24 protein-coding genes are annotated in these 23,205 nt (G+C 68.4%); 16 read left to right on the forward strand and 8 right to left on the reverse strand.

What is annotated here, in order from left to right:
- Positions 1–75: 75 nt before the first annotated feature.
- Complete coding sequence (locus BM199_RS02555; RefSeq protein ID WP_245788085.1) at positions 76–1,683, forward strand: glycosyltransferase family 87 protein; 1,608 nt, start codon at positions 76–78, stop codon at positions 1,681–1,683.
- On the opposite strand, the gene BM199_RS02560 is transcribed toward BM199_RS02555, so the two are convergent.
- The 4 genes from BM199_RS02560 to BM199_RS02575 form a co-directional block, all read right to left on the reverse strand.
- The gene (locus BM199_RS02560; RefSeq protein WP_245788086.1) at positions 1,668–2,210 is read right to left on the reverse strand and encodes a hypothetical protein; all 543 of its coding nucleotides are present in this window, start codon (positions 2,208–2,210) and stop codon (positions 1,668–1,670) included. The genes BM199_RS02555 and BM199_RS02560 overlap by 16 nt on opposite strands.
- Before the next feature lie 115 nt (positions 2,211–2,325).
- On the reverse strand, positions 2,326–2,670 hold the full coding sequence (locus BM199_RS02565; RefSeq protein WP_091668777.1) for a hypothetical protein: 345 nt from the start codon (positions 2,668–2,670) through the stop codon (positions 2,326–2,328).
- A gap of 80 nt (positions 2,671–2,750) precedes the next feature.
- Entirely contained in the window at positions 2,751–4,130 is a 1,380-nt protein-coding gene (locus BM199_RS02570) for a glycosyltransferase family 87 protein (protein ID WP_177242441.1), read from the reverse strand.
- 58 nt (positions 4,131–4,188) lie between these two features.
- Positions 4,189–4,965, reverse strand: coding sequence for a deoxyribonuclease IV (locus BM199_RS02575; RefSeq protein WP_091668780.1), 777 nt, complete (start codon positions 4,963–4,965; stop codon positions 4,189–4,191).
- Positions 4,966–5,071: 106 nt separating this feature from the next.
- On the opposite strand from BM199_RS02575, the gene BM199_RS02580 reads away from it, so the two are divergent.
- The 12 genes from BM199_RS02580 (at position 5,072) to dnaB (ending at position 15,265) form a co-directional block, all read left to right on the forward strand.
- Positions 5,072–5,959 (forward strand): hypothetical protein, encoded by an 888-nt coding sequence (locus BM199_RS02580; protein ID WP_143101749.1) that lies wholly within the window; start codon positions 5,072–5,074, stop codon positions 5,957–5,959.
- Between the two features lie 138 nt (positions 5,960–6,097).
- Positions 6,098–7,003 carry a hypothetical protein gene (locus BM199_RS02585; RefSeq protein WP_091669714.1) on the forward strand — a complete coding sequence of 302 codons (906 nt, stop codon included), beginning with the start codon at positions 6,098–6,100 and terminating at the stop codon, positions 7,001–7,003.
- Between the two features lie 123 nt (positions 7,004–7,126).
- Positions 7,127–8,071: a hypothetical protein gene (locus tag BM199_RS02590; protein ID WP_342741688.1), complete on the forward strand. Its 945-nt coding sequence runs from the start codon at positions 7,127–7,129 to the stop codon at positions 8,069–8,071.
- 83 nt (positions 8,072–8,154) lie between these two features.
- The gene (gene rpsF / locus BM199_RS02595) at positions 8,155–8,496 is read left to right on the forward strand and encodes a 30S ribosomal protein S6 (protein WP_091668785.1); all 342 of its coding nucleotides are present in this window, start codon (positions 8,155–8,157) and stop codon (positions 8,494–8,496) included.
- A 10-nt stretch (positions 8,497–8,506) separates the two neighbouring features.
- Positions 8,507–9,010: a single-stranded DNA-binding protein gene (locus BM199_RS02600; protein ID WP_091668788.1), complete on the forward strand. Its 504-nt coding sequence runs from the start codon at positions 8,507–8,509 to the stop codon at positions 9,008–9,010.
- 38 nt (positions 9,011–9,048) lie between these two features.
- Positions 9,049–9,297 (forward strand): 30S ribosomal protein S18, encoded by a 249-nt coding sequence (gene rpsR, locus BM199_RS02605; protein ID WP_091668791.1) that lies wholly within the window; start codon positions 9,049–9,051, stop codon positions 9,295–9,297.
- 12 nt (positions 9,298–9,309) lie between these two features.
- Positions 9,310–9,765 (forward strand): 50S ribosomal protein L9, encoded by a 456-nt coding sequence (rplI, locus tag BM199_RS02610; protein WP_091668793.1) that lies wholly within the window; start codon positions 9,310–9,312, stop codon positions 9,763–9,765.
- A 273-nt stretch (positions 9,766–10,038) separates the two neighbouring features.
- Positions 10,039–10,449 carry a sister chromatid cohesion protein PDS5 gene (locus BM199_RS02615; protein WP_245788087.1) on the forward strand — a complete coding sequence of 137 codons (411 nt, stop codon included), beginning with the start codon at positions 10,039–10,041 and terminating at the stop codon, positions 10,447–10,449.
- Positions 10,446–11,072 carry a DUF3558 domain-containing protein gene (locus BM199_RS02620; RefSeq protein WP_091668796.1) on the forward strand — a complete coding sequence of 209 codons (627 nt, stop codon included), beginning with the start codon at positions 10,446–10,448 and terminating at the stop codon, positions 11,070–11,072. The genes BM199_RS02615 and BM199_RS02620 overlap by 4 nt, the downstream gene beginning before the upstream one ends.
- A gap of 4 nt (positions 11,073–11,076) precedes the next feature.
- Complete coding sequence (locus tag BM199_RS02625) at positions 11,077–12,444, forward strand: hypothetical protein (protein ID WP_091668798.1); 1,368 nt, start codon at positions 11,077–11,079, stop codon at positions 12,442–12,444.
- Positions 12,445–12,504: 60 nt separating this feature from the next.
- The gene (locus BM199_RS02630; protein WP_091668801.1) at positions 12,505–13,299 is read left to right on the forward strand and encodes an ESX secretion-associated protein EspG; all 795 of its coding nucleotides are present in this window, start codon (positions 12,505–12,507) and stop codon (positions 13,297–13,299) included.
- 565 nt (positions 13,300–13,864) lie between these two features.
- Positions 13,865–15,265 (forward strand): replicative DNA helicase, encoded by a 1,401-nt coding sequence (dnaB, locus tag BM199_RS02635; RefSeq protein ID WP_091669722.1) that lies wholly within the window; start codon positions 13,865–13,867, stop codon positions 15,263–15,265.
- Here the strand turns inward: dnaB and BM199_RS02640 are convergent.
- A complete protein-coding gene (locus tag BM199_RS02640; protein ID WP_091668804.1) occupies positions 15,232–16,236 on the reverse strand; it encodes an SDR family NAD(P)-dependent oxidoreductase in 1,005 nt (334 codons plus the stop codon). The two genes, dnaB and BM199_RS02640, sit on opposite strands and share 34 nt — an antisense overlap.
- A gap of 52 nt (positions 16,237–16,288) precedes the next feature.
- Here BM199_RS02640 and BM199_RS02645 point away from each other — a divergent pair, with 52 nt between their 5' ends.
- Complete coding sequence (locus tag BM199_RS02645; RefSeq protein ID WP_091668807.1) at positions 16,289–16,723, forward strand: MerR family transcriptional regulator; 435 nt, start codon at positions 16,289–16,291, stop codon at positions 16,721–16,723.
- Here the strand turns inward: BM199_RS02645 and BM199_RS02650 are convergent.
- Positions 16,701–17,525 (reverse strand): PucR family transcriptional regulator, encoded by an 825-nt coding sequence (locus tag BM199_RS02650; RefSeq protein ID WP_245788088.1) that lies wholly within the window; start codon positions 17,523–17,525, stop codon positions 16,701–16,703. The two genes, BM199_RS02645 and BM199_RS02650, sit on opposite strands and share 23 nt — an antisense overlap.
- The gene (locus BM199_RS34390; RefSeq protein WP_245788089.1) at positions 17,482–17,958 is read right to left on the reverse strand and encodes an RsbRD N-terminal domain-containing protein; all 477 of its coding nucleotides are present in this window, start codon (positions 17,956–17,958) and stop codon (positions 17,482–17,484) included. Before BM199_RS34390 ends, BM199_RS02650 begins: the two co-directional genes overlap by 44 nt.
- 101 nt (positions 17,959–18,059) lie before the next feature.
- Here BM199_RS34390 and BM199_RS02655 point away from each other — a divergent pair, with 101 nt between their 5' ends.
- Entirely contained in the window at positions 18,060–19,295 is a 1,236-nt protein-coding gene (locus BM199_RS02655) for a YncE family protein (protein ID WP_091668810.1), read from the forward strand.
- An 84-nt stretch (positions 19,296–19,379) separates the two neighbouring features.
- Positions 19,380–20,165 carry a dioxygenase family protein gene (locus tag BM199_RS02660; protein WP_091668813.1) on the forward strand — a complete coding sequence of 262 codons (786 nt, stop codon included), beginning with the start codon at positions 19,380–19,382 and terminating at the stop codon, positions 20,163–20,165.
- Between the two features lie 80 nt (positions 20,166–20,245).
- Here the strand turns inward: BM199_RS02660 and BM199_RS02665 are convergent, their stop codons facing one another.
- On the reverse strand, positions 20,246–23,146 hold the full coding sequence (locus tag BM199_RS02665; protein ID WP_091668815.1) for a beta strand repeat-containing protein: 2,901 nt from the start codon (positions 23,144–23,146) through the stop codon (positions 20,246–20,248).
- Positions 23,147–23,205: the final 59 nt, after the last annotated feature.

Below are 23,205 nucleotides of genomic sequence, written 5' to 3' on the forward strand. Positions count from 1 at the left end.
GCGAGGCGGGCCGTTTCTAACGATCATTCACACATGGAACGCGAACACCATCCGTCTCCGGTTAGGCTGCCGCCCGTGTCCAGCTCGCCCGACGACGAAGCATCGCCCACGGTGCCGGAGACCGTGTCCCTCACGGCCGATGAGCGCGTTCTCCCCACGAGAAGCGAACCGTTGGCCGCCGCGGCGAGCAGACCCGTCGGCGGGCCGATCGGTGAGCACGCCGCGGTCGGCAGGCACTGGTTCTGGTCGCCGCTGCGTGTCGGACTGCTGCTCGCTGTGCTGGCACTGACGCTGAGCTGGTTCGGCAAGGCCGCGTGTATCCAGCAGTTCATTAACGACAACGGCGATGCCGAGCTCGACTGGCGATCCGGCAGGCCGTACGTCGCGATGTGCTACTCCGACATCGTCCCGCTCTACGGCGCCGAGCGGCTGAACGATCCGAACACGTTCCCGTACGCGACCCAGTGGATCGAGAACCAGGGCCAGCCGGAGGAGCAGGCCCGCTACATGGAGTACCCGGTGCTCACCGGGCTGTTCCAGTGGGTCAACGCCAAGCTCACCCACGCCTGGACCGAAGTCGCGGCGACCGGCTGGTTACCCGGTGCGCTACCGGTGGTCATCTACTTCGACATCACCGCGTTGTTCCTCGCACTGGCCTGGCTCACCACGGTGTGGGCCGTGGCCAGATCGGCGCGCGGCAGACCGTGGGACGCGGTGCTCGTCGCGATCTCCCCACTCGTGCTGGTGCACGCCTTCACCAACTTCGACACGCTCTCCACCATGCTGGCCGCTACCGGCCTGCTGGCCTGGTCCCGGCGCAGACCCGCCGTCGCGGGGTTGCTGCTCGGCCTGGGTGCGGCCGTGAAGATGTACCCCCTCTTCCTGCTCGGCCCCCTGCTGATGCTGTGCCTGCGCGCGGGCAAAATGCGCACGTGGACCGTCGCGGCCGTGACGACCGCGGGCACGTGGGCAGTGGTCAACCTGCCGTTCATGCTGTACATGCGCGAGGGCTGGGAGGAGTTCTTCCGGCTCAACACCGAGCGGGGGATGGACCCGGACTCGCTCTACAACGTGGTCTCCTACTTCACCGGCTGGAGCGGGTTCGACGGCGAACTGATCCGGGGCGAGGCACCGACCCTGCTGAACACCGTGAGCGGCGCCCTGTTCCTCGCCTGCTGTGCGGGGATCGCCTACATCGGGCTGGCCGCGCCGGTCCGGCCGCGAGTCGCGCAGCTCTGCTTCCTCGTGGTGGCGGCGTTCCTGCTGACGAACAAGGTGTGGAGCCCGCAGTACTCCCTGTGGCTGGTACCGCTCGCGGTACTGGCGCTACCGCGCTGGCGGTTGCTGCTCGGCTGGATGCTGATCGACGCCCTCGTCTGGGCGCCACGGATGTTCTACTACCTCGGCGTCGACAACCGGGGGCTGCCCGAGGGCTGGTTCCTCGGCACCGTGGTGGTTCGCGATCTCGCCGTCATCGCCCTCTGCGTGGTCATCGTCAGGGAGATCTACCGACCGGCAACCGACATCGTCCGCGGTGCGGGCGTGGACGACCCGCTCGGCGGGGTGCTGGACCGGGCGCGAGACGTGCGGAAGCTGCCAGGGCGTTCCGCGCGTGCCCGAAAGACTCCACGGCACGCGCGGAACGCCCTGCCGGAACAATCCCCCGCTCATTCGAACCGGTAGTCGCCCTCCGAGACACGGAGTACCGGAACGCCGCTGGTACACGGCAACACGTCGGCGTCGAACCCGCCGTACGCCCAGCTCCAGCCGATCTCGTCGCGGTGCCTCCCGTGGTCGCGGACGGTGAGACCGACCCGCTTGCCGACGAGGTCGAGGCTCGGCATCCCCGGTACTTCGGCCCGTTCGATCACCCCGGTGAGAATGGCGAGCCTGCCGTCCACCGCGAGACAGTCCACCTTGGCCTCGAAGTCGGCGAAAGCGGTGCCGTCCGGCAGCCGATGATTCACGTGGAACCGGCCGCTCGCGCCGGTGGCGGTGCCGTGCGCGTCGATGTCGAACCGCACCGGATGTCCCTCCCAGCCGGGGAACCGCAGCTCACCGCCCGCCGAGCCACGCACCGACTCCGTTTCCTGGCGTGGCGGTGTGCCGCGGTCGGCCGCACTCGCCGACGTGCCCCACGCGGCCACTGCTGCCGCCGCCGACACCGCGGCCCCGAATGCCACCCAACGCCTGACGATCCCTTTGTTCATCGCTGTCCTCCCCACACACCGGACGCGGGTCGTCCGGTCTGCGGAAAGCCTCGCGTGCCGCGACCCCGTCGCGACTCCCCTGTGGGAGGGAGCGGACTCCCTCCCACAGGCGAGTTCAGCCCAGTCGCAGCCGGTCGGGGCCGGGGGAGTGCAGCGTCAGCATGGCGCCGAAGTCGGGTGAGCCGAAGTCGGCGATCGAGACCCGCACCCAGTCGGGCCCGGTCTCGCGAATCTGACACGCGAACCAGTCCTCGTCCTCCGGCAGGTAGACGGACCAGCGATCGGCGAGACAGGCGAGCCCGCGGGCCTCGAGTTCGGCGCGCGAGTCCGCCTCATCAGCGGGGTCCGCCAGCGGGTAGCCGAACACCGTCAACGGCTGCCAACCCTCGCCTGCCGGGCGAAGGTAGCCCAGCAGTTCGCCGTCCTCGTCGCGGTACACCGACCGCGCGCCCTCGATCATCGTCCTCTCCTGCCTGCTCCTTGTCGGACCTCGACAGGATGGGCCCTCACCCCACCTCGGAGACAACCGGTTTTCGTCGCTCACGCGGTCGGCAGCGGCGCGAAGCGCCTCCGTCTGGGTGGTGGCGGGAGACGGGCGGGCAGCGAGGTATCGGAGTTGAGGAACGCGACGAAGAGCCCGGCCAGCAGGGCTGCCCTGCCCCAGACCCCGATCATCACGGCCTGTGCCGCGAAACCCTGGTAGATCGCACCACCGTCACCGATTTCGCCGTACCAGCGGAAGATTCCGATGCCCATCGCCAGGTCCGCCACGAAATAGGCGAGGATCCAGCCCCACCGCACGCGCAGCAGCACGAACATCGGCAGCAGCCAGAGCGTGTACTGCGGGGAGTGCACCTTGTGCAGCAGCAGAAACCCGCACAACATCGCGGCCGACACCGCGAGCATCGGGTATGTGCCCGTCAACCGGTAACGCCGCCAGCCGTACCAGGCCGCCACCGCGAACGAGGCCAGCACCAGCACCGGGGACAGCACGCCGACCAGCGACTGGAAGGCTTCGGTGTCCGACTCCGGCCGGAATCCCCAGTACCAGATCGAGTTCGTGGTGGCGTCGACGTTGCGGTCCGCCTGGAAGAGGTACGAGGCGAGCCAGCCGTCCCAGCCGGCCACCATGAACGGCAGGTTCACCGCGAGCGCCGTGCCGATCGCGGCCCCGCACACCCGGAGAGCTCCCCACGGATCGCGCCGGTGTCTGCCGTCCGCGCCGCCGGTGAGGACGTAGAGGGCAAGCGGGAGCACGAACATCGCCGGATAGATCTTCAGCGCGAACCCGAGGCCGAGCAGCACGGCTGCCCATTGCGCCCTGCGGCGCAACGTCCCCTTGCCGAGGTGGACCACCGCGAACGCGGCAACGGTGGCGGCCACGACGGGGAGTTCCCAGTTGTGGAACCCATAGAGCACCAGCGGCGGTCCGAGTGCCCAGAGCAGCGCCCGCCACCCCGCCATCCGACCCAGCAACCAGGCTGTGAGCAGGCCGAACGGCGTCAGCAGCAGGGCCGAACCGAGCAGGAAGCCAGCATCCGTTTCGGCGAAGTAGGCACCGGCCCACACGAGCACGCCGGTGAGCACCGGGTACTCCAGCGCACCTCCGACCAGCCGGTCCTCCTCGAGATCACCGTGCACATAGGGAAACGTGTGCTGATCGATGTCCCTGCCGAGCCAGAGGAACTGGATGTCGGAGTAGCAGGCGTCGGAGTAATTGCGTTCGGCGTACCCGGGAGTGCTGCGCCCCTGCTCGTCGAACTCGGGGCCGGTGCAGCGGTACTTGTTCGCGAAACCGAGCACGAGGGTCAGCCCGCACAACAGCACCAGCCCGGCCAGCGCCGCACTACCCAGCTGCTTCTTCGATACTCGGTCGATGCACGGTCGCAGGTTCGACCACCGTCCGCGTCTCACCTGCATGCGTCCGCCCCGAGCCGACCTCCGGCCGGCCCCCGTCGTCCGCATCGTGCATGAATGCTCACCGCGCGGTTGCCTCCCGGAGAAACGCGATGTCGTCGGCCTGGCCCTCGGCCGCGGTCTCCACGACGACGGGTGCCCCCGCCTGTGCGGCCACCTCGGCGAGCAGGTCGGGGTCAATGGTTCCGCCGCCGTGTACGACGTTGGCATGCCGGTCCCGTGCCGAACCGAACTCGTCACGCGAGTTGTTGAGGTGCAGCAGATCGATCCGGCCGGTGATCGCCTTGACCTTGTCCACGACGCTGTCCAGTTCCCAGCCGGCCGCGAAGGCGTGGCAGGTGTCGAGACAGAATCCGGCGCCGAACTCGCCGACCTCGTCCCACAGCCGGGCGATCGTGTCCAGTTCCCTGGCCATCGCGTTGTCCCCGCCCGCGGTGTTCTCGATCAACACCGGGACCTCGAACCCGCCCTCGGCCGCCTTGCGCTCGAACATCTTGCGCCAGTTGGCCAGACCCTCGGCCATGTCCTCACCCTGGCGGACATGGCCGCCGTGCACCACGACACCCTTCGCGCCGAGCGCGGCCGCGCCGGTGACCTGCTGCGCGACGGCCTTACGCGACGGGATGCGGACCCGGTTGTTCAGCGAGGCGACGTTGATCATGTACGGCGAGTGCACGAACAACTCGAGATCGGATTCCCGCAGTTCGTCGGCCCACGTGTACGGGGGAGGAACCTTCCAGCTCTGCGGATCACCGAGGAAGATCTGCACCACCTCGGAGCCGGTTTCGCGGGCAGCCGCGAGCGGGTTTTCGTGACGGACGTGGGCGCCGATCAGCATTCGGCGAGGGTACCCGCGACCAGTGACGATCATCGAGTACGGTGACCACGTTCCGTGCACTTAACTGGGGTCACACAGGGCAGTCATGCAGGACAAAGGGGAGTTCATGGGAACGGCACCGCGACACCGCACCCGACGGCCCGGTATTCGCCGCGCGGGTACTGCCGGATTCGTGCTCGCACTGTCGGCCGCGCTCGTCTTCCCCGGGATGGCCACCGCCGCACCAGGTCCCGACCCGCTGATCGTGAACGACTGCGACGCCACCGTGAAGGGCGAGCCCGGCAAGCCGGCCACCCTGGACGTCGGCGCGATCCTCGAGGCGCCCGGCATTCTCACCATCGGCCTCGGCAACGAATCCGAGGGCACCAACGGCAACGAGCAGCCACTGGTCGTGCTCCCGGTGAAGGAGGGGGTCGACACCCTCGGCCTCAGCGGCGCACCGGTGGTTCGCGACGTCACCGGAGAGACCTGCGGAGTCGTCAAGGACGCGGGCAACGCCACGGCAGCGGTGGTCCAGGAGATCAACCCGGTCGACGACCTGGTCACCGGCCCCGATGAGCAGGAGCCGGAAGAGCCCGGTCCTGCGCCCGAGCCCACGCCGCCCGCACCGGGCATTCCCGGTAATCCGGAGGACCCCGCACCTGGTGAGGGAGGAAACGCCCCCGGCCTGACCGACCCCGGTTCGATCGGCGCAGGACTCGGCGCCACGAACGACCCGTTCGTCCCGGCGGGCCGGTTCCAGGCCCTCGGGCCGATCACGGTGCCGCCGCTGGCCGGTCTCCCGCCGGTGCAGGCACCGCCGCAGGCTCCCGACCTGAACGCGCCCAACGCAGAGCAGCAGCCCGACGCGCTCGCCGAGAACTCCGGGACCGCGGAGGCCATTCCGGAGTCGGATCCGCCCGAGCGGCTGCCGTTGCTGCTCGCCGTACTTGCCGTGGTGATCGTCGCCGCACTGCTGGCCCGCACCTGGATCAGGGCACGCAAGACAGCCTGACCCGGTTTAAGAAGCACTCTCCGTCACCACGAAACCACCCGATCGCGAGAGCATTCGGGCGAGCGAAGCGTCACCGTCCTCCGTTAGCGTCGTTGTTCCCGGTGAGTAACCCGGAGCACAACCGCTGGAGGGCGAGTGATGCAAGGGCGAACACAGCGGGCGGCAGCCGTCGGCGCCGCGGCCTTCGTACTGGCCGGTTCGGCGGCACTGGCACTACCCGGCACCGCCACCGCCGAGACCAAGAGCGTGCCGTGCGGCGGCTCGGTCACCGCCAAGCCGGGCGACAAGATCCTCGGCACCACCCCGCTGCTCGGTATCCCACTCGACCTCGGCATCGTCACCGAGGGCACCAAGGTCCTCACCGGCACGATCAACGCCGTGCTCGGCACCGTCTGCAAGGTCACGGTCACCGTGGTCGACACCGTGGTCGCACCGGTGCCGGTGGTGGGCGAGCCTGCGGCGGGAGCCATCAACAACGGAGTCGCGGGCACCACCAACGCGCTGAGCGACGCGGCCGGCGGTACGGCGAACGCGCTCACCGGCGGAGGCAGCGAGCCCGCACCGCAGAACCCACCCGAACAGGGCAAACCCGCTCCGCAGGGCCCGTCCGCTTCCGACGGCAAACCCGGCCGGAGCAGCGGGCCTGCCGCACGGGGCGTGCCCGCGCCGAACAGTCCCGTGCTCGGTGGAGCAGGCGGTCTTCCCGGCTACGCCGGACTGCCGATCAGCTATGGCACCGGCTACGCGGCGATGCGTGACTACAGCGGTATCCCGATGGCCACCGCAGGCCTGTTCGCCCCTTCCCCCGGTGTGCGGTACGGCGGACAGATCCCCGGATACTCGCCGGAGTTCGGCATTCTGGGCGAGAGCGAACCACCGGCCCCGGACGACGGCGTGCGCAACGCGGGTCAGGCGCAGGCACTCCCCGGCTCGCAAGGCGACGACAACGGCGCCACCCTGCCGCTGCTGCTCGCCGTGCTCGCACTCTCCGGTGTCTCGGCCGCACTGGTCCGCACCTGGGTACTGCGCAAGGCCGTTGGCTGAGGCGTGCACCGGAAGGAACTCGGCAAAGCCGAAACGTGAAAGGTCGCGTATCTTTCGCATAGGCGGCTCGTTGTTTGTGCGAGGCTCCCTTCCCCTGTCAGCGAATTGCGGAGGAACACCCCCGTGCGGATTCACCGGACTGCCCTCGCCAGAACATCACGCAAGGTGCTCACCGCGACGGCGATCGCCGCGGCGGTGACCGGATTCTCCTTCGCCGGTGCCGGAACCGCGAGCGCGACGACGCTTGCCGCACAGAGCTGTACCTCCAGCGTGACCGGGCAGATCGGCGATCAGGTCGCGGTCACCGGCCCCTCGATGAAGGGCCTGGTGAAGACCGCGGCGCGGGAGGCGGTCACGATGTGGAACTTCCTTACCGTGCACCCGGACAGCATCGCGCGGGAAGTGGAGAAGAAGGCGACGATCAACGTCGGCAAGATCCCCGACGCGTCAAGCGGCAAGATCGCGGGCGAGGCGGTCGGCACGGCCGTGGCACAGGCGCTGAAGGACTCGCCGGGGCTCGGCTTGCTCGACTCCACCAAGCAGCAGACCCTCGACCACATCAAGAAGAAGGTCTCCGGTTCGTGTGGCCTGACGGTCTTCGCCGCGAACCACCAGAAGCCGACCTCGCAGCAGCCCGCCCCGCGTGGCAGCCAGGCACCCACGACCGGCAACGCCGAGAACAACACCGGCGGTACGGGCGGCAACGGCGCCAACAGCGGCACGGGCTCCCTGCCGTACACCGGCACCGGCGACGCCCGCGCACCCCAGCGCGACTACAGCGGCATCCCCACCGCGACCGCGGGCATCGCCGTCCCGCCCGACCTGCGCTACCCGCCGTCGAACGGGGTTCCCGGACAGACCTCGCCGGAGTTCGGCATCCTCGGCGCGGAAGGCTCCGAAGGCCTCGGGGAGACCGGGCAGCCCGACGTCCGCAACGCCGGTAACGCCGACGCGCTCGCGGCTCCCGCGACACCGGACAACGTCCAGCTGCCGATGCTGCTGGCCGTGGTCGCGCTCGCCGGAGTCACCGCCGCACTGGTCCGCACCTGGGTGCTGCGCAGGGCCTAGAACCTCCCTGGTTACACTGACTCGTTGACAACCCTCCTGCCACGGACAGACCGTGGCCGCGAGCCCATAGGAGGTGAGTGGTTGTGTCACGCCATTACGAGGTAATGATCATCCTCGACCCCACCCTCGACGAGCGTACGGTCGCCCCGACGCTGGACACGTTCCTCAACGTGATCCGCACGTCCGGTGGCAGTGTCGAGAAGGTCGACGTGTGGGGCCGCAGGCGGCTCTCGTACGAGATCAGGAAGAACTCCGAGGGCATCTACGCCCTGCTGGACCTGAACTCCACGCCCGAAGCGGTGAAGGAGCTCGACCGCCAGCTGTCGCTGCAGGAGACCGTGCTGCGGACCAAGGTCGTGCGTCGCGAGGCGCCGCGTCCGGGTTCCCGCGTGGCCCGCACCTCCAAGCCGTCCGCGAAAGCCTGAGGCCGAAGCGATGGCTGGAGACACCATCATCACGGTGGTCGGCAACCTCACCGCGGACCCCGAGTTGCGTTTCACCCCGTCCGGTGCCGCTGTCGCGAACTTCACGGTCGCGTCGACCCCGCGGATGTTCGACAAGCAGTCCGGGGAGTGGAAGGACGGCGAGGCGCTGTTCCTCCGCTGCAACGTCTGGCGTCAGGCCGCGGAGAACGTCGCCGAGTCGCTGACCAGGGGCGCCCGCGTCGTCGTGCAGGGCCGTCTGAAGCAGCGTTCTTTCGAGACCAAAGAGGGCGAGAAGCGCACCGTCGTCGAGCTCGAGGTGGACGAGATCGGTCCTTCCCTGCGCTACGCGACCGCCAAGGTGAACAAGGTGAGCCGTGGCAGTGGCGGCGGAGGCGGCGGCTTCGGTGGCGGCGGTGGCGGTAGCGCCCCCGCCGACGACCCGTGGGGTTCGGCCCCGCCCGCAGGCAGCAATGCCGGCGGTGGCGGCGGTTTCTCGGACGAGCCTCCCTTCTGATCTTTTAGCAACCACACGAATTTCCCCAGGAGTACACAGTGGCCAAGCCACCCATTCGTAAGCCCAAGAAGAAGGTCTGCGTGTTCTGCAAGGACGCGAAGAAGGGCCGCGCGGAAGTCATCGATTACAAGGACACCAACCTGCTGCGGAAGTACATCTCCGACCGCGGCAAGATCCGTGCCCGCCGGGTGACCGGAAACTGCAGCCAGCACCAGCGCGACGTCGCCATCGCGGTCAAGAACTCCCGCGAGATGGCGCTGCTGCCCTACACCTCGACAGCGCGCTAGGAGAACCAGGTCATGGCGAAGATCATTCTCACCACCGACGTGGCGAACCTCGGCGCACCTGGCGACATCGTCGAGGTCAAGGACGGTTACGCGCGCAACTACCTGCTGCCGCGGGGCTACGCGATCCCTTCCAGCAAGGGCGCCGAGAAGAACGTGCGGACCATCCGTCGTGCCCAGGAGTCCCGGCGCATCCGGGACCTGGACCACGCCAAGGAGGTCAAGACCGCACTTGAGGGTCTTGGCGCGGTCACACTGCAGGGCAAGGCCGCAGAGGGCTCGAAGAAGCTGTTCGGCTCGGTCACCACGGGCGACATCGTGGACGCCATCAAGGCGGCCGGTGGCCCGCTGCTCGACAAGCGGACCATCCAGCTGAACGACCACATCAAGACGGTCGGCAAGCACCAGGTCACCGCACGCCTGCACCCGGACGTGCGCGCCGAGGTGCGCCTCGAGGTCGTTCCGAAGTAAGTACACAGCACTGACGGCGGGGCCGTTCCTGATCCGGTTTTCCGGCAGGGACGGCCCTTCGTCATGTTTCGCACTTTCCCGGGAAAGTGCGAAACCCGGCGCGCGCAACTACCGCACTCTTACGGGAAAGTGCGAGCTTGAAGGTGTGGGAACCGTGATCGGCGACCGCACGTCGGAGTGGTTGACTACGGCTCTCGAGCGGCGGGAAGATCTGTTCACCGAGCGTGGCGGCGCCGCTCGGCGACCTGGGGATTTCGGAGGGGACTGGCGAGCATGGTCGAGGCATCGATGGCGGGCGGCGGCAAGCGCATGGTCAGCATGCGGGCGCCGGTGGCCAAGGGCACCGGCGCACCCATGCCGGCAGAAGGCGGCGGCTACAAGTTCGATCCCGAGCAGCTCGACGAGGTCATCCGCAAGTGGAAGGCGCTGCGTGACGATCTGAAGAACGATGCCACCGATGCCGAGTTGATGGCCAGCGTGCAGGCACCCGGCAGGGAATTCGCCAGTGGCGACTTCGAGAAGACCGCCAACCCATCAGGGCAGGCTTTCCTCGAACAGAACCTCCGCATGCAGCAGTACGTTCAGGACTACATCGAGGCGCTCGAGAACGCCAAGAAGGGCACCGAGAACACCGAGGACGACATGCGGGAACAAATCAACAAGGCAGGGGCGGACCAGGCATGAGGATTTCCCGCATCGGTGTCGCCGCCATCGCCTCGCTCGGGCTCCTGCTGGGCGCCTGCTCCAGCGTCGAGCCCGGCTCCGCCGGCTCCATCCCGAGCAAGTCGGTTCCCGCCGGCGACAGCCGCGCGCCTACCGGCTCCACGAACTCCGATGTTCCGGCCAACGGGTCCGCGCCGCCGGTGCACGACCCGGTGGACGCCTCGGCGGCCACCGCCGACGCCTGCGGCGTACTCACCCCGGCCCAGCTCGACGCCCTCGGTCTCACGGAGGGGACGCCACGGCAGTCCGCGGCGGGTCCGAGCTGCTACTGGGATTTTGCTGCCGAGGACGCCAACCGGATCGACTTCGCGATCGTGGAAGGGAACTCGAACGGGCTGAGCGACATCTACGACCAGCGCGCCGAGTACGCCTACTTCGAGGAGACCGAGGTCGGCGGGCATCCAGCGGTCTACGCGTCCGAGGCGGATCACCGGGACAGTGGCGTCTGCTGGATGTATGTCGGCCTGAATGACAGTGTCGCGATGGCGGTCGGCAGCCAGTTCCTCGCCGGTCCCGACCAGAGCGACCCGTGCCCCGTCGTCGCCAGGGCCGCCGAATCGATGATCGAGACGTTGAAGGGCTGAGCACATGCCATTCTTCCTCATTCCCATCGTCGCCGGCGCCGCCGCGTACGGCGCGGCCACCCAGGACGAAGCGGGACAGTACGCGGCGGGTGACGGCGAGCGACGGATCGACGCGTACCAGATCTGGGAGCAGATCACCACGGGTCCCGGCGTCGGTTCGATCAGTGACGGCCAGGGGGCCGCGGGCCGGTTGAAGGGGACCTACGAGCAACGGGTCAGCACCATCGAGGACCTGTCCAAGGACATGGACGCCGCCTGGCAGGGAAAGGCCGGTGACGCGGCGAAGTCGGGCGCACATCCACTGAAGGTCTGGATGGAGGACTCCCGCGACAAGCTGCGGGACAGCGATACGTACCTCGGCGAGCAGCGCAACGCCTTCACCACCGTCCATTCCAGGGTGGAGCCGATCCCACAGCAGCCACCGGAGAGTGGCTTCCTGAACGACATCAAGCCGTGGGAGACCGACACCGACAGGGCGATCCAGGACTACAACAACAAGGCGCAGGCCAACGTCGACGCGTTCAACACGTACTTCGAGGCGAGCAACGAGAACGCCAGCGGCATACCCACCTACAGCAAGGTGGACGGCCAGTTCGGCGACATCGAGGTCGACGGCGACGGCAGTGGTGGCGACAAGGACGGTACCGACCGGGACGGCAGCGACAACGGCCGTGACGGTGGTGGTGGTTACACCCCTGGTCAGATCCCCGGTGGCGGTGGGGGCGGCTACCAACCGGGGAACATTCCCGGGGGCGGCGGCGGGGGTTACACCCCAGGACAGATCCCCGGCGGGGGAGGCTATGGCGACCTGCCCGGCGGCGGTGGCTACAAACCGGGTGACAACACGCCCGGTGGTGGTGGCGGCGGGGGCGGCTATACCCCCGGACAGATCCCCGGCTGGGACGACAGCACAAAGACGTCCGGCTACCAGCCCGGCAGCGTCCCTGCGGCCGATCTGTCCCGCGGTGGTGGCGGTGGCGGTGGCTTCACGCCCGGCTCCGCTGGCGGTATCGGCGGCGGTGGAGCGGGCGGCTTCGGGCCGGGCGGTGCGGGCAGCATCGGCGGCGTCGGTGGTTTCGGCCCCGGCGGCGCGGGCGGCTCGGCCGGCTACGGGTCCGGCACCGGATCCGTCGCACCGGGTTCCGGATCCGGCGCGGGCGGTCCTGGCGGCGGTGCCCGCGGCGGCGCCATCGGCGGTGGCGCCGGTGGTCGCGGCATGGGCATGGGGGGAATGGGCGGCATGATGGGCGGCGGCCGCGGCGGCAAGGGGGCCGAGGACGAAGAGCACCAGACGAAGTTCCTCGTCGAGGAGGACCCGAACTCCTTGTTCGGCAGCGACGAGCTCACCGCGCCGCCGGTGATCGGCGAGTAGCCGACATCAACAGCCCTCCGGGCAGCCATCTCTTCACGAACTGGAAACGGGGACCACACGGTGTTGCACAAGCAGGTGACCTTGACGACGGGCACACTGCTCACACTTCTCCGCCGGCGCGAGGTCGAGCCACACACGGTGCTCGCCAGTACGCCGACCTGGCTCGGCAACCAGGCACGCAGGGCGGAGGACGCACGAGCCGATGCCGAGCTGTCGAAGTACGGCCTGGCCGGTTCCCGCGGGATCGATCCGGGTCTGCAGGCCACGGTCGACGCCATCGCCCGGCCCGCGCTGGAGTACTACGCGTGGATCCAGGGTGGTCACGACGGACAGGCGGTGAACTACACGCTCCTGGCAGGCAGCGCGGGCGGGGAGGCCTTCGTGCTGGCCCGCAACACCGACCATGAGGGAATCGTGCTGGTGAGCGTGCGCCCGGACGAAATGCTGGACAATTTCCTGGCACAGATCCCGAAGCTCGCCCCTGGGAAGGGCCAGCCGTTGCTGGTGCCGAAGAGTGAGGCCACCGGCACCCGACGTGCGAACGTGGATCCGGACGGGGAGTTCGCGGTGATGCGCGATGCCCGGCCCGACCCGAACAGCCGCGCGGCCGAGGAACTGCGGCGTGTACTCGGCCTGCGCAGACTCGGTGGCGGCAGTCTGTACGTCGCGGCGCGAAGCCGGATGGGGACCCGGCAGCGCATCGAGCGTCCGGTGAACTACATCGACACGGTCGAGGGCAGGTGGCTGACCGAGGAACGACCGGGCAGTGGGGAGCCATTCATCAGCTTCACCCCTGGCACTCCGCAACTGCTCGCCGAACGACTACGCAGCGCACAGTCGACGCTGGCCGCCTGACCTCCGCCAGCAGCCCTTTCAGCCTAACGAGTCCGCTCTCTACGCTCCGTAGCATCTATCCACAGGCGCTGGGGATCGGGTTGCGCGGCGAGTCTCGCGACACGCCGATCAGTTCAGTTCGAGCGACACGCCGCGAGTGGCAAAACAAACTTACCCACAGCTTCCACATGCGCCTTGACCAGGTGTTTTTCGGGAATGCTCGAAGTTTGTCCACAGGTAATCAACAGGGGTCCACAGGCCTGTGACTCGTTCTGGCGTTTCATCCACAGGTTGTCCACATGATGGTCCCCAGGCAGAATTGCGCTACTCCTTCTGGGCGCTCTAGCGTGCCAGCCAGGCCGATACTCACTGTCGGCCCCGCAGGGCCGATCGGAGTCGTCGACATCACGGCCGGAGCAGTGAAACGCCGGGCGGAAATGACCTCGATGCGAGCCGGAATCCGGTATAGTCGAACTGTTGTTCGATACGTGCTGTCGGTCCCTGTTGACGCTGGTCGTCGGCCTGGCCTGGTGGGCTTGAGGACGCCGATCGGTTACGCCGTTCGATCATGGAGGTGCCAGCAGCGGTGGCGATCACCGACGACCGAGGTCCCGCTTTCGCTTCCGGGCAGAGCGAGCCACGGCAGGGCGAGTTCGACCGCCAGCCGCCTCAGGACCTCGCAGCCGAACAGTCGGTCCTCGGCGGCATGCTGCTGTCGAAGGACGCCATCGCGGACGTGGTCGAGGTGCTACGTGCCGGAGACTTCTACCGTCCCGCACACGAAGCGGTGTACGACTGCATCCTTGATCTCTACGGCCGAGGTGAACCCGCGGACCCGATCACCGTCTCCGCCGAACTGGAACGGCGTGGAGAACTGGGCCGGGTCGGCGGCGCGCCCTATCTGCACACGCTGATCGCCACGGTCCCCACCGCGGCGAACGCCGGTTACTACGCGGAGATCGTCGCCGAGAAAGCCATTTTGCGCAGGCTGGTCGAGGCGGGCACCCGGATCGTGCAGTACGGGTACGGCGCGAACTCGAACGGCGGCGACGGCAGCAACGTCTCCGAGGTGGTCGACCGGGCGCAGGCCGCCATCTACGAGGTGACCGAGCGGCGCACCAGTGAGGACTACGTCGCGCTGGAGGAACTGCTTCAGCCGACGATGGACGAGATCGACGCGATCGCCTCCCGCGGTGGTTCGGCGCAGGGTATTCCGACCGGCTTCATCGACCTGGACGAGGTGACCAACGGCCTGCACCCGGGTCAGATGGTCATCGTCGCCGCACGGCCCGGCGTCGGGAAGTCGACCCTGGGACTGGATTTCGCCAGGTCCTGCTCGATCCGGCACGGCATGAGCAGCGTCATCTTCTCGCTGGAGATGAGCCGCACGGAGATCGTGATGCGCATGCTCTCGGCGGAAGCACGGATCCGGCTGCAGGACATGCGTGGTGGCCGCATGTCCGACGACGACTGGACCCGGCTTGCCCGGCGGATGAGCGAAATCAGCGAGGCACCGCTGTTCATCGACGACTCGCCGAACATGACGATGATGGAGATCCGCGCGAAGGCCAGGAGGCTGAAGCAGCGCAACGACCTGAAGCTGGTGGTCGTCGACTACATGCAGCTGATGACCTCGGGCAAGCGGGTCGAGTCCCGGCAGCAGGAAGTCTCGGAGTTCTCCCGGCAGCTCAAACTGCTGGCCAAGGAGATCGAGGTTCCCGTGGTCGCGATCAGCCAGCTGAACCGTGGTCCGGAGCAGCGGACGGACAAGCGGCCGATGCTGTCGGACCTCCGTGAGTCCGGTTCGCTGGAGCAGGACGCGGACATCGTGCTGCTGATCAACCGGCCGGACGCCTGGGAACGCGACGACCCCCGCGCGGGCGAGGCGGACCTGATCCTGGCGAAGCACCGTGCCGGCCCGACGAGCACCGTGGTCGTCGCGCACCAGTTGCACTACAGCCGATTCGCCGACCTCGCCCAGGAGTAGCGGTCAGTGGCCGCGCCGCTTGGGAACGCGTCCACGCCGGTGAGTCCGGCCGAGAGTTCCCACAGGCGCGCCGCCGCGACGGGGTCGGTTGCCCAGGGCTTCACCCCGCCGACGAGCATGTCGTCGGTGCGCGCGGGTTCGGCGAGGTCGCAGTCCTGGCAGTAAGCCCCGCCGTGGCCGTCGAGCAGTGGTGAGGTCGCTGCCCAGACCGCGGTCGCGGCGCCCTGCCGCGGGGTCTTGAAGCCCTCCGCCGGCTGGCCTTCCGGAGTCACCCAGCCGTGCGCGAGCCACTCCTCGCGCGGTACGTGCCGCTGCAACGGCGTGAGGATGCTGCCGGGGTGAACGGCGAAGGAATGCAGCTCGAGACCGGACTCCGCGGCGAGCCGGTCGAGTTGCAGGGCGAAGAGGGCGTTCGCCGTCTTGGACTGGGCGTAGGCGAGCCAACGGTCGTACCCCGTCCGGAAGTGGAGGTCGTCCCAGCGGATATCGGACAGGAAGTGCCCGGAGGATGCCACGGTCACCACCCTGGCGCCGGGGCGGAGGGCCGGGCGAAGGCGGTTGACGAGCGCGAAGTGACCGAGGTGGTTGATCGCGAAGTGCGCTTCCCAGCCGGGACCGACCCGGGTTTCCGGGCAGGCCATCACACCCGCGCCGTTGATCATGACGGTGAGTGTGCGTCCGGTGGCCAGGAAGCCGTCGGCAAAGGTGCGGACGCTCGTCAGGTCGGCCAGGTCGAGTGGGTGGATCTCGGTACCAGGGATGTCTCGCAGGGCAACCTCGGCGACGGCGGGCTGCCTGGCCGGAACAACGACGTGCGCTCCCGCGTGGACCAGCGCACGTGTGGTTTCCAGGCCGAGACCCGAATATCCGCCGGTGACCAGGGCGGTCACACCCGTCAGGTCGATTCCGGCCAGAACGTCGTCGGTGGTGCTGTGCGCACCGAAGCCGGTGCCGATCTTTCGCTGTGTCATGTCCGGACGTTAGAAGCTAGAGTGAACGCTAGGTCAAGGTAGTGTTTTCGCCATGGGTGCGGACGTGCGGGGACTGTCCATCGGCGAGGTCGCCGAGGCGACCGGGCTGAGCGTCCATGCGCTGCGGTTCTTCGAGCGCGAGGGATTGTTCCTCCGGGAGATCCCGCGTTCCGCGGGCGGACAGCGGATCTATGCACAGGCGGACGTGGACTGGCTCGAACTGTGCGGCCGCCTGCGCGCCTCCGGCATGCCGATCGCCACCGTCCGTAAGTTCGCCGAACTCGTTCGCTCCGGTCCGGGAAACGAGCCCGAGCGGCTCGCACTGCTGCAGGAGCACGAGCGCAGCGTGCGAGCCAGGATCGATGAACTCAACGTCAGCCTCGACGTCATCCACGCCAAGGTCGTCACCTACGAACGGCACGTTCGAGAGGGAACTGCCGTCGGCCTGTGGTCACCCGGTTCCGCTACCGCGAGCCGCTCCGGCTGATCGCCTGCAGTGCGGCCAGCGCCGCCCGGATCCGGGGCAGGTCGGCCGCCACGGTGGTGTCCAGCCCGGTGCGGGCGGCGATCTTGCGCAGCCGGTAGTCGACGGTGTTCGGGTGCAGGTGCAGTTGTTTCGCGGCCCGGCGCCTGCTCAGTCCACTATGGAAATAGGTGCGCAGGGTCGTCAGCAGTTCCGGGGTCTCACCCAACGGATCCAGCAGGGCGGCCAGCTTGGCCCGCGCCGGGCCGGGCTGGGAGAGCTGGAACTCGAGTGCGACGTCGTCCAGCCGGTACAACCCTGGCTGACGACCCGAGGCGACCGCCACTTCGAGCACCTCGCGCGCCGTCTGGGCCGCGGCGGCCACCTCGCCCGGAGCCGCGAAGACGACACCAGCCGTGATCTCCGCGCCCGCCGCCCGCTCCGCCGATCCGGTCAACGCGCGCAGTCTGTGCCAGTCCTGTTCGGTTGGCTCGTCGATGGAGCAGGCAAAGGGAACGAGCGCGATTCCACCGCCGGGATGCAGCGCCGAGAGCACCGGATCGGCGATGTTGCGTTCCAGTTCGCCGCGCAGCCTGCGCAGCTTCCGCCTGGCCGCCACCGTGGGATTCACCGTGCGGCGGCATTCGTCGGCATGTCGACCTATCTCCATCCCGAGCACCGCGTACGCGGGTGCGAGCCGGATGCCGGCGCGAGCCGCGGCTTCGGTCGCCTGCTCCCCGCCGAGGAGCGCCGAGAGCAGTGCCTGCCTTGTGGCGTGCTCCTCACCGAACACCGCCTGCCGCTCCCGGAAGTACGCTCCCGCCACGGCAGCCGTGACATCGCGCAGGTAGCGGAGCTGGACCCCGGTTGATCTCGATCACGCTGGCGAGGTCTTCCGGCTCGGCGAATCCGGCCAGGTAGTCGAGACTCACCTGCACGCCGAGATGGTGCGCGTTCAGCACGGCCTCGATCGGCACACCTTCCTCCGCTCGCTGCACCACCGCCTCGCTCAACGTCGCCAGCGCTTCCGGCGCGGCGGGACCACCGGTGCGCACCATCTCCGCGAACACACGGAGATTTCGTTCGATGATGCGGGAGATGTCGCCGCCGAGTTCCTCGCGGGGCAACTGCGCGTACGCGGGAAGATCCTCGACGAGTCGGTCGAGTACCGCGGCGACGAGCTCGGGAACCGCATCGGCGAGCCGCTGATGCAGCGGCACTCCGCCGAGCGAGGCATTGTGCTCGATCACAACGATCACCCCTCAACTCTGAGAAGGATCCCAGGTCGTCCCGCCCGCAGTGAGCGCCATCATGTTACGCGGGGGAGCGTACCGGTCGGTAACTGGCGAAAGGGAAATCCATGCTCACCAAAAGCCGAGCAGCGGCCCTCCTGGCCACCCTCGCACTCACCGGTGCCGCGGTGTCCCCTGCACAGGCCGCCCCGGAAGCCGCGGCAACCCAGGAGGTGCTGTTCGTCGGCAACAACTGGGAGGGCACCGTCGATGTGCTCTCGCCGGACGAAGGTCTCGACAAGCTGGGGCGTATCAACGTCATCCCGGACATCCGCGAACGGATGTGGGAGATCCGCCTGAACCCCGTCCGGCTGCTCTACTTCCTCGGCGTGCGAGCCCTCATCGGCGAGGGCCACGACCAGTTCGTCGACGACATGTACAGCAGTCCGGACGCGGACACGCTCGTGGTCTCCCGCCCGAGTCTCGCCGACGTGGTGGGCATCGACATGCGCACCGGCGAGCTCACGTGGCGCTTCCGCGTCGACGGTCAGCGCTCCGACCACATGGCCGTCTCACCCGACGGCAGCCAGGTGGCGGTGTCCGCCTCGACCGCCAACGTGGTGCACATACTCGACATCGAGACCGGCGCGGAAGTGGGCCGGTTCGACTCCGGCGACTCCCCGCACGAGAACGTCTACTCCCGCGACGGCGAACTCATCTTCCACGCGAGCATCGGCACCGTGTACACCCCGCTCGATCGACCCTGGCTGGACACCACCAAGGGAAAGCGGTACTTCCAGGTCGTCGACCGCGACACGAACGAGGTCCTCCGCCGCATCGACATGGGCAAGAAGCTCGAGGAAGCGGGCCACCCCGGCATGAGCTCCGCGGTCCGGCCGATGACGTTCTCCTCGGACGAGCGCTTCGTCTACTTCCAGGTCTCGTTCTTCCACGGCTTCGTCGAGTACGACCTCGAAGAGGACCGTGTCACCCGGGTGGCCGAGCTGCCGATCGCCGACCACGTCAAGGACCTGCCGCGTGAGCAGTACCTGCTGGACTCCGCACATCACGGTATCGCGATGAACCCACAGGGCACGGCACTGTGCGTGGCGGGGACGATGTCGGACTACGCGACGATCGTGTCCCCGCGGACGTTCCAGCACAAGGAACTGGTCACCGCCGGAACGAAGCCGTACTGGGCGACGCCGAGCACTGATGGCCGGCACTGCTTCGTCTCATGGAGCGGCGACGACAAGGTCTCGGCGATCTCGTATACCACCGGCGAGGAGGTCGGCAGCGCCGCGGTGGGCGATCACCCGCAGCGGATGCGCCTCGGCAGCGTCCCGGCAGGTTGGACCGGATAGGCCGAACGCCGCCGGGAATATCGGCCCGCCCGGCGGCGTCCTATACTTCTGTAGTTGAAGTTTCAACTCAACACGGGAGTTGCCATGCCAGTCGTCGCCACGCGGATGCCTGTGCTCTACCTCAGCCACGGCGCACCGCCACTGGCCGATGATCCGCTGTGGACCAAACAGCTCGCGGGCTGGTCGGCCGGACTCGACCGGCCAACCGCGATTCTCGTGGTCTCCGCACACTGGGAAGAGGCGCCGTTGACGATCGGTGCCACCACCACGGTCCCTCTGGTCTACGACTTCTGGGGCTTTCCCGAGCGCTATTACCAGGTCACTTATCCCGCGCCGGGCGCTCCGGAACTCGCTGAGCGCGTGCGTGCGCTGCTCCGCGGCGACCAGCACCCCGTGCGCGATGCGCCGGATCGGGGGCTCGATCACGGCGCCTACGTGCCGTTGGTGGAGATGTTCCCCGAGGCCGACATTCCGGTCCTGCAGATCTCCATGCCCTCACTCGATCCACGGCAACTGTTCGAGATCGGCCGCAAACTCGCCCCGCTACGCGACGAGGGCGTGCTGATCACGGGCAGCGGCTTCTTCACGCACAACCTGCGCGAACTGAACATGGGCCGGCCGAGCGACTCGGCGCCACCGTCCTGGTCCGCCGAGTTCGACCTGTGGGGCGAGGAAGCCCTGAACTCCGGGGACATCGACGCGGTCCTCGATTTCCAGCACAAGGCGCCCGCGGCCAGGCTGGCGCATCCGCGTATCGAGCACTTCGCGCCGCTGTTCATCGCACTCGGCGCGGCTCAGGACGAACGCCCGAGATCAGTGATCGACGGGTACTGGTACGGGCTCGCGAAGCGCTCGTTGCAACTGGGCTGACCCGCACCCACGAAAAGCCGGGCCTGGGAGCGATCGCTCCCAGGCCCGGCCTGTTTCATTCGGGGATCACATCAGCGGCCTCAGCCCTGGATGTTCACGCCGTTGTTGCGGGACAGTCCACCGAGCAGCTTCTGGACCATGTTCAGCGGGCCGCTGTCCAGCTGTGCCATCGCGGGCACGTCGGCCTTCGGGGCCAGCCCGGCCGGGTCGACCGACGGCAGGCTGCCGAGGTCGGCCTGCGGAACGAGGTTCGCGGGCAGCAGCTCGACCGGCAGCGTGTTCACCTCGGGCAGGCTCGGCACGTCGGAACGAGCGGCCGACCCACCGAGGGGCAGGCTGTCCACGGAGGGCAGGCTGCGCAGGCTCGGCAGGGTCGGCAGCGAGTCGGCCGGCAGCTCAGCACCGTCGATCGGCAGGTTGATCTGCGGCTCCTGACCTGCGACCGAGATGTCGGTCAGGTTGGTGGCCTCGGCGGTCGCGGCACCCAGCAGGGCGAACGGCACGTCGTAGATCTGCACCAGTGCGCCGATGGGCAGCTGGCCGTCGATGCCCGAAACGGCGGGCAGGTCCTCCGGCCCCGTGGTGGTCTCGCCACCAACGGTGCCCATGGTGACGTTGTGGCCCTCGGCGTCCGCGACACCGAGCACGGCGACGGCGTTGCCGAAGACCTGGGCGACAGCCGCGGCCGGCACGTCGAGGATGTTGCCGGAGAAGCCGCCCTCGACACCCGAGGTCTCGATGTCGCCACCGGAGGTGATGTCGGTCGTGTTGGTGGCCTCGCCGGACGCCTTCGCCATCAGGGCAGCGGCGTCGCCGAAGACCTGGGCGATGGGCAGCGCCTGGGCGCTGATCACGTTGCCGGCCAGTCCGCCACCGTCACCGTTGGTCTCGGTGTCGCCACCGGCCACGGCCACGATGTCGTTGGTGCTCTCGCCACCGACGAGCCCGATCCAGCTGGCTGCCGAACCGAAGACGTTGGCCGCACCCGCGACCGGGGCCTGGATGACGTTGCCGGAAACCGCGCCTTCCTGGCCGTCGGTGCTGGCGTCGCCGCCCGCGATCGAGTCGGTCAGGTTGGTGCTGGTGCCGTGCCCGGTCCCGATGAAGGAACCGCCGAGGCCGTGCAGCTGCGCTGGCAGGGCCACGGGGACCGTGGCGATGTTGCCGGAGGCGCCTGCCTCCTTGCCGCTGGCGTTCAGGTCGCCGCCGGCCTCGGTGATGGTGTCGGACGAGGCCACACCCACACCACGACCGATGTGCGAGGCACCGATGCCGAAGAGCTGGACCGGCACCGACAGCGGCGTCGCGACCAGGTTAGAGCTACCCAGCGCGTCGTCGTCGACGGTGTTGCCCGGGCCGCCTGCCTTGATCCGCTTGGTCTCGGACGCGATGCCCTTGCCCTGGCCGATGTAGGAGCCGCCGATGCCGAAGACCTCGACGGGGATGGCCGCCGGGACCTGGACCAGGTTGCCACCGATGGTGGAGTCGTTGCCCCTGGTGCCGTTGTAGCCACCAGTGGTGACCGTCTTCTCCTCGCTCGCGGTGCCCGAGGCGTTACCGATGTGCGAGCCGCCGATGCCGAAGACCTCGGGAGCCAGCGACAGCGGCGCGTGGACGCTGTTGCCACCCAGGCCGGATCCGTCACCGTTGGTGTAGGTGCCGTCGCCAGCGGTCGCGTCGGTCACGACATCGTGCGCGGCGTGCGAGTTACCGATGTAGGTGCCACCGACGCCGAAGACCTCGGCGGGCAGACCGATCGGGGCGTCGACGATGTTGCCTGAAGCGCCGGAGTGCTGGCCGGAGGTGCTGGAGAACCCACCGGCCTCGACCTCGCTGGAGGAGGTCCCGGCAGCGCCGTCACCCAGCGCGTTGCCCGTGGTGGCGTTGCCGATCCACGAAGCGGCGTTGCCCGCGACGTTGGCGACCAGCGCGCCCTGCGGCTGCGCGATGTTCCCGCTGAGGAACGACTTGTCACCGTCGGTCTGGATGTAGCTCGGGATGCCGTTGATGCCCGGCGTGCCCTCGTTGCTGGCTTCGGCTTCGGCCGAGGAGCTGGACACCGAGTCGGCGTCCGAGCCCCATGCGCCCGCGGCGTTGCCGTTGAGCTTCACCGGCAGCGCGATCGGCGCGCCGACGACGTTGCCGCTGGCGGAGCCCCCCTCACCGTCGGTCTTGATCCAGCCGCCGGAGTCCGCCTCGGTCTCGGCGTCGTAGTCGCTGTAGGCGTTGGCCAGGATCCAGGACGCGGCGTTGCCGGTGACCTGGACCGGGGTGGCGAACTGCCCTGCGACCACGTTGCCGGACGCGCCGGAGCCGGTGCCGTCGGTGGTGATGTTGCCGGTCTCGGAGACGTCCTGGCTGGCGGTGCCGGAGGCGTATCCGCTGCCACCCGCGAGGCCACCCGCGTTACCCGCGATCTGGACGGGCAGTGCCCAGTCCAGCACGACGGCGTTTCCGGCGAGGCCGGAGTGCGCACCGTCGGTCGTGGTGTCCTCGTGGTTCTCGTAGGACTGGACACAGTCCGCGTCCTCGACAGAGGCGTCACCGATGACGCCGATCGCGTTGCCGCAGATCTGGATCGGGACCGTGAGGTCACCGTCGATCTTGTTGCCCTTGAAAGCATCCTCGGACTGCTCGAACGAGCCGCCCGAAACCCCACCCTGTGTGGTGCGCGGCTCGGAAACCGGAGCGACCTTGGCCACCTCGCCTGCGACGGAGGTCGACCTCGCGGCCTCCTTCAGCGGCTTCGTGACGGGGTCGGTGCTGATCTCACCCTCGAACCCAGGGGTGTTGATCTGCCCCAGGGGAGTTCCGACCGCGTTCTTGTCAATCTGGACCGGAACGTTGACGTTCAGGTCCAGCGGGCCAGCAGGGCTGTCCGGGTTGACGTTCTCATCGGCAGATGCGATGCCCGTACCGAGCATCAACAAACCACCCGTGACCAGCGCGGTCTGAATTCCGCGCTTCGCCCAGGTCTGCATGTGCAGGTTCTCCTTTTCCTTGGTTTCCCTTGCGGGATTGATGGGGCGCTCCGGCAGAG

The organism is Amycolatopsis marina (assembly GCF_900111885.1).
Classification (GTDB): Bacteria; Actinomycetota; Actinomycetes; order Mycobacteriales; family Pseudonocardiaceae; genus Amycolatopsis; species Amycolatopsis marina.